The 12286-nt window shown below is 61.8% G+C and carries 10 protein-coding genes; 4 read left to right on the forward strand and 6 right to left on the reverse strand.

From position 1 onward, the window contains the following. Nucleotides 1-36: 36 nt before the first annotated feature. The 5 genes from moeB to ASU33_RS09050 all read right to left on the reverse strand — a co-directional run bounded on the left by moeB (nt 37) and on the right by ASU33_RS09050 (nt 5784). Nucleotides 37-1143, reverse strand: a complete 1107-nt coding sequence (gene moeB / locus ASU33_RS09030) for a molybdopterin-synthase adenylyltransferase MoeB (RefSeq protein ID WP_059070372.1) — start codon at nt 1141-1143, stop codon at nt 37-39. Between the two features lie 134 nt (nt 1144-1277). Next, a complete protein-coding gene (locus ASU33_RS09035) occupies nt 1278-1901 on the reverse strand; it encodes a nucleotidyltransferase family protein (protein ID WP_059070375.1) in 624 nt (207 codons plus the stop codon). Nucleotides 1902-1917: 16 nt separating this feature from the next. Continuing rightward, complete coding sequence (locus ASU33_RS09040) at nt 1918-4152, reverse strand: xanthine dehydrogenase family protein molybdopterin-binding subunit (RefSeq protein WP_059070377.1); 2235 nt, start codon at nt 4150-4152, stop codon at nt 1918-1920. Between the two features lie 13 nt (nt 4153-4165). Continuing rightward, nucleotides 4166-5146 carry an FAD binding domain-containing protein gene (locus ASU33_RS09045; RefSeq protein ID WP_059070379.1) on the reverse strand — a complete coding sequence of 327 codons (981 nt, stop codon included), beginning with the start codon at nt 5144-5146 and terminating at the stop codon, nt 4166-4168. Then, nucleotides 5143-5784 (reverse strand): (2Fe-2S)-binding protein, encoded by a 642-nt coding sequence (locus ASU33_RS09050; RefSeq protein ID WP_059070382.1) that lies wholly within the window; start codon nt 5782-5784, stop codon nt 5143-5145. The genes ASU33_RS09045 and ASU33_RS09050 overlap by 4 nt, the downstream gene beginning before the upstream one ends. A gap of 342 nt (nt 5785-6126) precedes the next feature. On the opposite strand from ASU33_RS09050, the gene fdhD reads away from it, so the two are divergent. The 3 genes from fdhD to ASU33_RS09065 all read left to right on the forward strand — a co-directional run bounded on the left by fdhD (nt 6127) and on the right by ASU33_RS09065 (nt 10066). Then, nucleotides 6127-7005 carry a formate dehydrogenase accessory sulfurtransferase FdhD gene (gene fdhD, locus ASU33_RS09055; RefSeq protein ID WP_059070384.1) on the forward strand — a complete coding sequence of 293 codons (879 nt, stop codon included), beginning with the start codon at nt 6127-6129 and terminating at the stop codon, nt 7003-7005. Between the two features lie 4 nt (nt 7006-7009). Further along, nucleotides 7010-7351, forward strand: coding sequence for a DUF7009 family protein (locus tag ASU33_RS09060; protein WP_059070386.1), 342 nt, complete (start codon nt 7010-7012; stop codon nt 7349-7351). A 159-nt stretch (nt 7352-7510) separates the two neighbouring features. Then, nucleotides 7511-10066: an FdhF/YdeP family oxidoreductase gene (locus ASU33_RS09065; RefSeq protein ID WP_059070388.1), complete on the forward strand. Its 2556-nt coding sequence runs from the start codon at nt 7511-7513 to the stop codon at nt 10064-10066. A 60-nt stretch (nt 10067-10126) separates the two neighbouring features. Here the strand turns inward: ASU33_RS09065 and ASU33_RS09070 are convergent, their stop codons facing one another. Continuing rightward, nucleotides 10127-11089: a hypothetical protein gene (locus ASU33_RS09070; RefSeq protein ID WP_149867124.1), complete on the reverse strand. Its 963-nt coding sequence runs from the start codon at nt 11087-11089 to the stop codon at nt 10127-10129. A 304-nt stretch (nt 11090-11393) separates the two neighbouring features. Between ASU33_RS09070 and ASU33_RS09075 the strand changes: the two genes are divergently transcribed. Further along, the gene (locus tag ASU33_RS09075; protein ID WP_059070392.1) at nt 11394-12209 is read left to right on the forward strand and encodes an SDR family oxidoreductase; all 816 of its coding nucleotides are present in this window, start codon (nt 11394-11396) and stop codon (nt 12207-12209) included. Nucleotides 12210-12286: the final 77 nt, after the last annotated feature.

A 12286-nucleotide genomic window follows, 5' to 3' on the forward strand; every position in this document is an offset into this window, starting at 1 on the left:
CTGAGCTGCCAGTCAAACAAAGCAAAACGCGACGCCCTAGTACCTAGGCATCTGCTTGTCGACCTCGGTAGCCCAGGCATCAATGCCGCCTTCGAGGTTGAGCAGGTTGCTGAACCCTTGCTGCTCGAGTTGCTGAATGGCGCGGGCGCTGCGGCCGCCGCGGTGGCAGTACACCACAATAGTGCCTTGGCGGGGTAGCATGGCTACGCCATCGGCAAGGTGCGAGAGGGGGAGCAGAGTGGCTTGGGGCAAGTGGCAAAGCTCGTACTCGTCGGGCTCGCGCACATCGAGCATATAAGGCGCTTGGCCGGTTTGCAGTAGCTGCTGCAACTCGCGCGGTTTGATGCTGCCCATAGTGGGGGCGCACACCTGCTGGTAGGCCGTAGCGTCGGCCGTATCGAGGTTGATGAGGCTGCGCTCGGGGTGCCGCGCGAAGCGCAAGGTGCGCGTTTGAAACGTGAGGGCATCGAGCACCCACAGGCGGCCGCTTAACACGTTGCCTAGGTGCAAAATCACCTTCAGGGTTTCGAGGGCTTGCGTGGTGCCTACTACCCCGGGCAGCACGCCCAGTACGCCGGTAGTATCGCAGTTGGGGGCTTCGTGGGGGCCGGGTGGCTCCGGAAACAGGCAGCGGTAGGTTGGGCCTCCTTGGTAGTTGAAAACCGACACCTGCCCCTCGAACTTGTAAATAGCCCCCGAAACCAACGGCTTGCTCAGGCTTACGCAAGCATCGTTGAGCAAGTACCGGGTGGCGAAATTGTCGGAGCCGTCCACCACTACATCGTAGGCAGCCACCAGCTCGCGCACGTTGCCGGGGCCAACGCGCAGGGTATGCACCTCGCACTGCACCAGCGGGTTGAGGCGCTGCACCTCGCGGGCGGCCGTGGTGGCTTTGGGTTGCCCTAGGTCGGCGGGGCCGTAGAGGATTTGCCGTTGCAAGTTGCTGAGCTCCACTTGGTCGGCATCGGCAATGCCTAGGGTACCCACGCCTGCCGCGGCCAAGTATTGCAGCACGGGGCAGCCCAGGCCGCCGGCGCCTACCACCAGCACCCGGGCCGAGCGCAGGCGCAGTTGGCCGGCCTCGCCAATTTCGGGCAGTTGCAAATGGCGGCGGTAGCGGTGGCGTTCGTCGGGAGTAAGCACGGCAGCTAAGGCAGATTTCTGCCGAATACGTGAGAAAACAAGGGTAAGCTAAGCGGCCCGCTGGCCTTAAGGCCGGTGCACCAACCTAGGGCTGCACAGCGGCCAACACCCTCAGCAAAGGTAGAAGCACGGGGCTAGCTGCTGGCGAGTAGCGCGGCGTACTGCTCGGGCGTATCGATATCGAGGGCGGCGGGGGCAAAGTCGATGGTTGCTACCTCCGGACCTAGGTGCTCGAGTAGCTTTTTGGCGCCTTGCTGCGGTGGCAAGCTGGCCAAGCGCTGCAACTGACTACGGGCGAATACAGCGGGCACGCCAATGCTGCCCGCGTACCGCGTAGCTACCGCCGGGGCATCGGTTGTGCAGTGCAAGGCTATAAGGCTTTGGAGCAGCTCGGTAGTTACCAGCGGCTGGTCGCTGAGCAGCACCAGCACGCCGCTAAGCTGCTCGTAGGCGGTATGCTGGTCCAATGCTTGCAGGCCAATCCGCAGCGAGCTGCCCATACCTAGGGCCCAAGCGGGATTATGCACGCTGATGATGGGTAAGCCGTGCACCTCGCTCAGCAGCGGCTCGTGCAGATGGCCCGTAACGAGTACTATCGGCGCGCAGCCCGCTGCCACCGCCTGCTCCGCCACGCGGCGGAGCAGGGTAGTGCCTTGGTAGTTAAGCAGCTGCTTGGGCTTGCCCATGCGCGATGAGCTGCCGGCCGCCAGAATGATAGCCGCAACCGCATGCGGCGCCCTAGGTGAAAACTCGCTCATGAAGTGGAAGGCGCCATCAGATCAGCTTATCGGGCGTAATGGGCAGCTCGCGGATGCGCTTGCCGGTGGCGTTGAAGATGGCGTTGGCAATGGCGGGGGCCACGCCGATGGTCGCAATTTCGCCGATGCCTTTGGTGCCCAGCGCGTTCACGTGCGGGTCGGGTTGGTTCACGAAGTACACCTCCACGGCCGGCGCGTCGGCGTGCACGGGCACGTGGTATTCGGCCAGGTCTTTGGTTACGTAACGGCCAAACCGGTCGTCAATCACCGCCGCTTCCGTAAGGGCCATGCCAATGCCGCCCACGGCGCCGCCTTTCATTTGGTTGCCGGCCGTTTTCTCGTTGATGATGGTACCCGCATCGGCGCACGACACCAGCTTGCTCACCCGGACCTCACCCGTGAGTTGGTGCACCCGCACCTGGGCAAAATGCACCGAGAAGGAATACATCGAGTACTCGCGGCCCTTGTCGCTGGGCTTGGACTCTACGGTTACGGCCTGCCCGCCCGCTTGCTTTACTAGGTCGGTGTAGGTAACGCGGGCGGTAGCGTTGCCGGCCAGCGTGAGGTAGCCGTCGGCAAACGTCACGTCTTCCTTGCGGGCCGCGGCAAAGGCGCCGTTGCCGGCTGCGGCCAGCTCGCGCAGCTTATCCTTGAGGGCCAGGCAAGCTTCCTGCACGGCCGGGCCCACGGTATTCACAATGGCCGAGCCACCCTGCGTAGGAGCCCGTGCGAAATCGGAATTGCCCCATTCAAACCGAACCTTTGCGGGAGTTACGCCCAGCGTGTCGGCGGCAATTTGGGTCATGGCGGTGCCGGTGCCCGGGCCAATGTCGGTTACAGCGCTTTGCAGCAGCACGGTGCCGTCGGGCAGCAGCTTAGCGGTGGCTTTGGAGGTGCCGCGGTGCGCCCCGAAGGTGCCCACACCCATGCCGTAACCAATCAGCCAGTCGCCCTCGCGTACGGAGCCGGGCTTGAGCTGCCGCTTGTTCCAGCCGATGCGCTCGGCGCCGGCCTGGTAGCACTCTTTCAGAAACTTGCTCGACCAAGGCTTGCCGTTTTCAGGGTCCTTATCGGTGTAGTTGCGCAGCCGAAACTCCAGCGGGTCAATGTTCAGCAGGTAAGCCATTTCATCCATAGCCGACTCCAAAGCAAAAGCGCCGGTGGCCTCGCCGGGGCCCCGCATCCAAATGGGCGAGCCGATATCCAGCGCCGCCAGCCGGTAGCGCGTCGTCATGTTCGGGGCTTGGTACATCATGCGCGTCTGGCCCAGCGTCGCTTCGGTAAACTCCTCGTAGGTCGACGTCTGCCCAATGGCCTCGTGCGTGATGGCCGTGATTTTGCCATCCGGCGTGGCGCTCATCCCAATTTTCTGCCAGGTGTGAGGCCGGTAGCCCACCATCGTAAACATTTGCTCGCGGGTGAGCATCAGCTTAACCGGCCGGTTTACCACCTTGGCCGCGACGATGGCGGCCGACTCGTGCGGCCAGCTGTGCAGGCCGTTGCCGAAGGCGCCGCCCACGTAGGTGGCAATTACCTTCACGTTTTCCTCGGGCAAGCCCCATTCCCGGGCAAAGTCGCGGCGGGTGGCCATGGTGCCCTGAGTTTTATCGTAGAGGGTGAGCCGGTCGGGTGCTTCCCAGTGCGCCGTGATGGACTGCATCTCGATGGGGTGATGCACCTCTGTTGGAATCACGTACTCGGCTTCAAGTTTGAGCGCGCCGGTTTTGTAGGCATCCACTTGGCCGCGCTGGTAATCGGCTACCGGCGACTTGGGATTCTTTTTGGCTTGGGTGGGCAAAAAGGCGTTCGGCTTGTTGGCCTCCAGGTTGGTCTGGTGCGCTTCCTGCGCGTACTGCGCCTTCACCAAACGCGCCGCGTAGCGGGCCCGCTCCCACGAATCGGCCACCACCACGGCAATGGGCTGGTCGTTGAAGCGGATTTTGTCGTCGGTAAACACGCGCAGGGCGCTGCCTACGGTTTGCGGCTGCGAGGGGTCTTTGCCTACCGGCTTGTGGCCGGGCAACTTGGGCCCGTTTTGGTGGGTTATCACCGCCAGCACGCCAGGGGCGCGTTCAGCCGCTTTCGTGTCGATGCTGCTGAGGCGGCCTTTGGCTATGGTGCTGCCCACCAGCACGGCGTAGGCCATGTTCGGCAACTGGTACTCAGCCGAGTACTTGGCCGCACCTGTCACTTTCTGCCGGCCGTCCACCCGGTTCATCGGGGCTCCGATTTGCTTCTGTGGTGTATTCATCGAAAATCGGGGGTTAGGCGGCAGCGGCGTTTTTAAGAGCCTGCACGATGGAATTCGGGCCCAGCTTCAGCTTGTAAGCATTGTGCTGGAAGGCTTTGGCACCGCGCATGGCTACCTCGGCCGCCTGCCGGAAGGTTTCGTCGGTGGCGGGTTTGCCTACCAGCGTCTTTTCGGCATCGGCGAGGCGCCAGGGTTTGTGGGCCACGCCGCCCATGGCTAGGCGCGCATCTTTGATGGTGCTGCCGTCGAGCTGCAAAGCCGCAGCCACCGAAACCAGTGCAAAAGCGTAAGAGGCTCGCTCGCGCACTTTCAGGTAGTGCACGTGGCGGGTGAAGGCGTTGTCGGGCACCTCCACGGCTGTTATCAGCTCGCCGGCACCTAGGGTGGTGTCGATGTGGGGCTGGTCGCCGGGCAGGCGGTGCAGCTCAGCAAACGGAATGCGCCGGTCGCCTTTAGGGCCGCTTACCAGCACGGTGGCATCGAGGGCAGCCAAGGCCACGCTCATGTCCGAGGGATGCACGGCAATGCACTTGTCCGAGAAGCCGAAGATGGCGTGCATGCGGTTGTAGCCCTCGAGTGCGCCGCAGCCCGTGCCGGGTTCGCGCTTGTTGCAGGGCATGGCTGTGTCGTAGAAATACGGGCAACGCGTGCGTTGCAGCATGTTGCCGCCCACCGTGGCCATGTTGCGCAGCTGCGCCGAGGCGCCAGCATTGAGTGCCTGGGCCAGCAGCGGCAGTTTTTCGAGCACCAGCTTGTCCTCGGCTACGGCGCCGTTCAGCGCCAGGGCGCCAATCCGGATGTTGCCTTCCTGCCGTTCAATCTTGTCGAGCGGCAGCTTGTTGATATCGATGAGCTTTTGGGGCGCCATTACGCCGCGCTTCATCAGATCGAGCAGGTTGGTACCGCCGGCAATAAACTGCGCGTTCGGGTCGCGGGCCAGGGCCTCGATAGCCGCCTTGGGCTTGCTGGCCCGCACGTATTGGAACTGGTTCATACTCGTTGGCCTCCGTTTTTCACCTCCTGAATGGCCGCCACGATGTTGGTGTAGGCCCCGCAGCGGCAGATGTTGCCGCTCATGTACTCGCGTATTTCGCCTTCCGAATCGGCGTGCCCCTCGCGGATGCACGCCACCGCCGACATAATCTGGCCCGGCGTGCAGTACCCGCACTGAAAACCGTCGTGCTTAATAAAAGCCTCCTGCATGGGGTGCAGCTTGTCGCCGCCCGGGGCCAGGCCCTCGATGGTGGTAACCTCTTTGCCTTCCTGCATCACGGCCAGCGTAAGGCACGAATTAATGCGCTTGCCATCGACGTGCACCGTGCAGGCACCGCACTGGCCGTAGTCGCAGCCTTTTTTGGTGCCCGTAAGGTGTAGTTGCTCGCGCAGCAAATCGAGCAGGGTGGTGCGGGGCTCTACTTGCAGCTTGTAGCGCTTGCCATTCACGGCGAGCTTCAGCGGCACCTTCTCAAAAGCCGCGGCCACTTTCTCATCCAACTCGGCTGCGGCGGCGCGTACCACGGGCCCAGGCGTGAATGCAAGCGCCGTGAGCAGCGAGGATTGCTTCAGGAAGGTGCGGCGGGCCTGGCTGTGCTCGTCGTGGTCGAGCGAAAGTCCTGGTTGTTCGTCTGCCATGAGTTGATATTGGAGTGTCCCCGGCTGGGCAGGCCAGTAGGGTAGTGGTCGAAACGTAAGGTAGCCAAAACAGCGGCCCTAGGTGGCGGCTTCGCGCGGTAGGCAAAGGACCTGGACGCGCCCGAGTGTAGTAGCCTGAAGCTAGTATGTACGGCTAAAAAAACAAGTCGTTGGGGCGGTGCTGGCTGTTTCTTGGATAGCTGCTGGCATCTTGGGCAGGCGGCGGCCCTGCACCAATAATGTTACCTTGCCCGCAGGGTTCGGCCTTGCGTAAACTTGGGCCACAGGGGGCCAGATTTTCCCTACCGCAACCTTCACCCTACAACTGCTTACTTGCTCGTGATGGATGTTTTTTTGCCGCCCACCAGCTACGAGTACGCCACCGTGCATAAGGTGGTAGGCGGCACTATTGCCCCAGCTACCGACGTGCTGGCTGCCGAGGAGCCGCTGGAAATACGGGTGGGCTTTGGGCCGGCTGCTGCCCGTACGCACCGTACCCTGGCCATAACCATGCGCACCCCCGGCCACGACATGGAGTTGGCCGCCGGCTTCTTGCTCTCGGAAGGCATCATCAGGCGGCGCGACGACCTGACCGGACTAGTTTATTGCCCCGACGTGCAAAAGCCCGAAGAGCGCGAAAACGTAGTGCGGGCCGAGCTAGCTGCTTCCGTACCCCTCGATTTGCCTAGGTTGGAGCGGCACTTCTATACCTCGAGCAGCTGCGGCGTCTGCGGCAAAACCAGCATCGAGGCAGTGCATGCGGCTGCCTGCCCAGTACTGCCTACCACTGGCCCCAGGGTAGCTGCCGAGGTAATCCACGCCTTACCCGAACGGCAGCGCGCTGCGCAGGCCGTGTTCGAGCAAACGGGCGGCTTGCATGCGTCGGCGTTGTTTGATGCCCACGGCGAGTTGCTGCTGCTGCGCGAAGACGTAGGCCGCCACAATGCTTTGGATAAAGTAATTGGTGCCGCCTTGCTCGCCAACCAGCTGCCCTTGCACCAACACGTGCTGCTGGTAAGTGGGCGTGCTTCCTTCGAGCTGGTGCAGAAGGCCGCTGTGGCGGGTATACCCGTGCTGGCTGCCGTGGGCGCCCCTAGCAGCCTGGCCGTGCAGGCTGCGCACAACTTTGGCATGACGCTGCTGGGCTTTGTGCGGCAGCAGCGCTTCAATATTTACACGCATCCGTGGCGCATCCAGCCCGAAGCCACTGCGTTATTCTAGGTTCATGAAGCTCCGCCTCGAAGACAACACCTTGCGCTTGCGCCTCTCCGATGAGGAAGTGCAGCAGTTTGCCCAAACCGGCCACTTGGCCTCGGTAGTGCCGCTGGCGCCCGGCCCCGATGGCCGCCTGACCTACGCCCTGCAAGTAGCCGACGACGACTCGACGGCGGCCGAGCAAACCTTGCGAGTAGCCTACACGCCGGGTACGCTCTCGGTGCTGGTGCCGGCCTCGTTGGCGCAAAGCTGGCTGGCGCCCGACCAGATTGGCCTAAGTGCTACCATGCGCCTGACCGACGGAAACGAATTGCGTATACTGGTGGAGAAGGATTTAGGCTGCCGGCATTGAGTGGGGTGACAGGTTACACGTAACACGTAACACGTCTTCATCAGGTGAGCACAGTCCAGTTCTTGCTTTTGTATCACAATAAAAACCTCCCTAGGTCGTCAGGCTCCCCTCTCCCTCGGAGAGGGGGTTGCGCCCCGGAGGGGTCCCGTGAGGCCACCCATGGAAAAATCACCCGCGCACGAGCCCGATAAAGCTGGCCAAATGCCCGAGCAAACCGCCAGCAACAACATGCCGGTAAGCGGGCAGCGCCCCGACCAAGGCGCCGCGCCCACCAACGACCACTACGACAACGGCGGCAAGCCCAACGCCGATACCCGCCCCATGCACGCTCCCGATACCTTAGGTGCCAAGCACAACCACCCGGTGCTGGCCCAGCCGCCCGAAGAGTTTACCGGCCTCACCATTACCGAGCCCAGCAAAGTGGCCGCGGGCATCACGGCCGTTATCAAGTCGATGCAGTTTTCTTGGGGCGAGGCGGGCCTTACGCGGGGCACGCAAGCCCTGCTGAAGCTGAACCAGAAAGACGGTTTCGACTGCTCGAGCTGCGCCTGGCCCGACCCCGACGACCACCGCTCGGTGGCCGAGTTCTGCGAGAACGGCGCCAAGGCCACCGCATCCGATACCGACCACCACACCATTGGGCCCGAGTTCTTTGCCAAGCATAGCCTGGCCGACCTCTCGCGCTTTACCGACCGCGACCTGAACAACGCCGGCCGCATTACGCACCCCTTGGTGAAGCGCCCCGGCGACACGCACTACCGGCAAATCTCCTGGACCGAGGCGTTTCGATTGGTAGCCGATGAGCTGAACGCGCTGCACTCGCCCGATGAAGCCGCATTTTATACCTCGGGCAAAGTGCCCAACGAGCCGGCGTTTGCCTACCAGCTGTTCGTGCGTGAGTTTGGCACCAACAACCTGCCCGACTGCTCCAACATGTGCCACGAGAGCAGCGGCACGGCGCTGACCAACACGGTGGGCTTGGGCAAAGGCTCCGTTACGCTCAACGACTTCTACGAGGCCGAGGTCATCATCATCATGGGGCAGAACCCGGGCACCAACCACCCGCGCATGCTCACGGCCCTGCAGCAAGCCAAGCGCAACGGTGCCCAAATCATCAGCGTGAACCCGCTGATGGAAGCCGGCCTCAACCACTTCCGCAACCCCCAGGATTTCATGAACCCGCTGCGGGCCCTAGGTGCCTTGCTCGGCGACGGCACTCCCATAACCGACCTGTGGCTGCAGGTGAAGGTGAACGGCGACATGGCCGTGCTGCGCGGCATTATGAAGTACCTGCTCGAAGCCGAAGAGCTGAACCCCGGCATGGTGCTCGACCACGCCTTCATTCGGGAGTACACCGCGCACTATGAGGAGATGATTGCGGAGCTGCGCAACACCTCCTGGGAGGATATTGAGGAGATGGGCGGCGTGCCGCGCGAGCAGCTGCGCGAAGCCGCGAACATGATTGCGACCAAAAAGAAAATCATTACCTGTTGGGCCATGGGCCTCACCCAGCAGAAAAACGCGGTGTACAGCATCGGCGAAATCGTGAACCTGCACCTGCTGAAGGGCGCCGTGGGCATACCCGGCGCGGGCCTGTGCCCGGTGCGCGGCCACAGCAACGTGCAGGGCGACCGTACCATGGGCATTTGGGAGCGGCCGCACAAGGACTTCCTCGACGCCCTAGGCAAGGAGTTCAAGTTCAAGCCGCCTTACGAGCATGGGCTCGATTCGGTGGAAACCGCCAAGGCCATGCACGACGGCCGCATTAAGGCTTTTATCAGCATGGGCGGCAACTACCTCTCGGCCATGGCCGATACCGAGTTTATTGCCGAAGGCATGCGCAAGCAAAACCTCACGGTGTTTGTGGCGCCCAAGCTCAACCGCGGGCACTTGGTTACGGGCCGCACCTCGCTGCTGCTGCCTTGCCTCGTGCGCTCCGAGGTGGATATGCAGCGCGCCGGCCAGCAGTTTACCTCCTGCGAAAACTCCATGGGCGTGGTGAGCATGTCGAAGGGTATTCTGAAGCCCATCGGGCCGGAGGTGCTGAGCGAGGTAGCCATTGTGTGCGGCATGGCGATTGCCACCCTGGGCAGCCGCACCCAAACCGATTGGGTAGCCATGACGGAGAACTACGACGTAATTCGCGACCATATTGCCCGCGTGATTCCGGGCTTCGAGAACTTCAACGTCAAGGTGCGGCACCCCGGCGGCTTTTACCTGCCCAACGGACCTAGGGAGCGAAAGTTTACCACCACCAACGGCAAGGCCAATTTCACCGTCACCGAGTTCAAGAAGCACACGGTAGCGCCCGACCAGCTGGTGCTGATGAGCCTACGTAGCCACGACCAGTTCAACACCCAGATTTACGACTACAACGACCGGTACCGCGGCATCCACGGCGAGCGGCGCGTCATCTTCCTGAACCCCGACGACATGGCCGCGCGCGGCATCCGCAAGCGGCAGCTCGTCAACATCACCAGCCACTTTGAGGGGCAGCAGCGCATGGCCGAGCGCTTTGTGGCCGTGCCTTACGACATTCCGCGGGGCAACTGCGCGGCCTACTTCCCCGAGATGAACGTGCTGGTGCCGGTGGCCAGCGTGGCCGATGTTAGCAACCAGCCTACCTCCAAGTGGGTGGTAGTTACGGTTGCGCCCCTGCCCGAAATGTTGCCCGAAGGAACCACCCAACCCGAAAAGCTGGTAGCCACCACCTAGGGCCGAACGAGCGCCGCTTGCAGCCACCGCGCCGCCAATTAACCGGCGGCGCGGCTGGCCTTACTTCTGGCTGCGCTTGGTGCTGTATTTTGAGCTGGCAGGCGGCACCTGCTCGAAGAACTTGTGCTGGTGTTCGGAGACGGGCCACACGTATTCGCCGTATTTGGCCGCTACCAGCCCGGTGCCAGGACGGTAGATAAAATCTTCTGCCCCGCTGAAACCCAAGGGTGGGTGCGAGTAGCCCGTAGGTACGGTGGAGAAGTGGTAGTCGGCCGCCGATTGGCGCTCTAGCACTATGCACGAGCGCATCAGGTATGCCAGGTCCCGGGGTTTGGAGCCAAAGTAGTCGGACATCTTGCTTTCGTGGGTCCAAAGCTGCCGCTGCGGAAAAGGTGTGGCGCCTAGGTTCAAGGTTACGTTATCCGAGTCGAAGGGCAGGCGGGTGGCAAATTGCGTAACGACGAAGCATTCCGTTACCGTCAGGTTTGGGGTCGTGTAATAGTGGGTACCGTCGAAGAGCACAGGCTGCAAATCGAAGCGCCGGGTAATGTTGTTGTTGAGGTCGGAGCTGCGTTTGTAAGCAACGATGCGATGCTCGGTTTGCTGGCGCAGATCCGGCAGGCCCAGAATAGCCTCGGCGGGCAGGCTTTGGCGGTCTACTTTAGACCATTCCAAGGTGCCTGATTCTTTGTTTGGCAACACGGCCAGGGCAATCAGCACCCGGTCGTCGGGGCGCATAAACCGAATGCTGTCGTTTGGTGCTGGCCATAGCGCGGGCGGCACGTAGCGGAAATCGACCGGGCCCGTGGGTTTCTGCATGGCTGCCAAGCGCGGCGTAAACTCCAGGTTGAAAATCTCGAGGTGCTGCGTGCCTTTGGGCAGCGTTCGTTGCAGGCGCACGCGCTTAAACTGCGCCGCATCGACGAAGACGTACTTTTTGGTTGGCAAGCTCAGCGTTTGAGCGGCTACCACCCACGGCAGCAGACAAAGTAAATAGGCCAATAAACAGGAGGCGGCTTTCATGCGGTCAAGGTTACAAAGAATCGGCTGTGGCGCCTTGGTGCTGAGCCCTACAAAAGCACCGAGGTGGCCAACGTGTGAGTTAATTCAGCGCAGTCGTCAAAGTTGAGCTTCAAAACCACCCAAATCACTGTGCGACTTAGGCAAGCTTTAGAAAAGTCAGTGATTTATTTCATTGCCAGTGTCTTATGCAACCGTTTGCACATTGCCCCGGCCCAAGCACCTAGGTAACTGTTTGGCCGAAAAATCAGTAGGGGCATGTGGTTGCCGCCAATACTGATGAGTTCTGCGAAACAGTTACCCATGTATGTCTGATACTTCTGCAAAGCGCCTGGCCGGCCAGGTGGCGCTGATTACCGGCGCTAGCTCGGGCATTGGCCTAGGTGTGGCGCTGGCCATGGGGGCGGCGGGCGCATCGGTGGTGGTAAACTACCGCTCCGATGCCGAGGCCGCCCAACAAGTAGTCGAGCAAGTTCGGCAGGCCGGCAGCCAGGCCGTGGCTATCGAAGCCGATGTAAGCAAGGAAGACGAGGTGCAGGCCATGTTCCGGCAAGCCAAGGAGCACTTCGGCACGGTCCACATCCTGGTCAGCAACTCCGGCATTCAGCAAGATGCCCCGCTGATTGATATGAGCCTGGAGCAGTGGCAACAGGTTATCGATGTAAACCTGACCGGGCAGTTTTTGTGCGCCCGCGAGGCTGCTCGCGAGTTTATTCGGCGTGGCATCGAGCCCCGCTTGTCCAAAGCCGCCGGCAAAATCATTTGCATGAGCTCGGTGCACGAAACCATTCCGTGGGCCGGGCACGTGAACTACGCCGCCTCAAAGGGCGGCCTGATGCTGCTGATGAAATCGATGGCGCAGGAGCTGGCCCCGTACAAAATCCGGGTCAACAGCATTGCGCCGGGCGCTATTAAAACCCCTATCAACCAAGAGGCCTGGGAAACCCCCGAAGCGGCCGATCGGCTGCTCAAACTGATTCCGTACGGCCGCATCGGCGAGACGGAAGACATTGGAAAAGTGGCCGTTTGGCTGGCATCCGACGAGGCCGATTACGTACACGGAACTACCCTGTACGTTGATGGCGGCATGACCTTGTACCCCGGCTTTGTTGGCAACGGGTAAGGCACCTAGGGCTTAGGCGGCCGCGGGCCGTATCCCTCATCATACCCGCTACAACCCGGGTATACTTTGCGAGTACT

Origin of the sequence: Solirubrum puertoriconensis, assembly GCF_001483135.1 — a bacterium.
Lineage (GTDB): Bacteria > Bacteroidota > Bacteroidia > Cytophagales > Hymenobacteraceae > Solirubrum > Solirubrum puertoriconensis.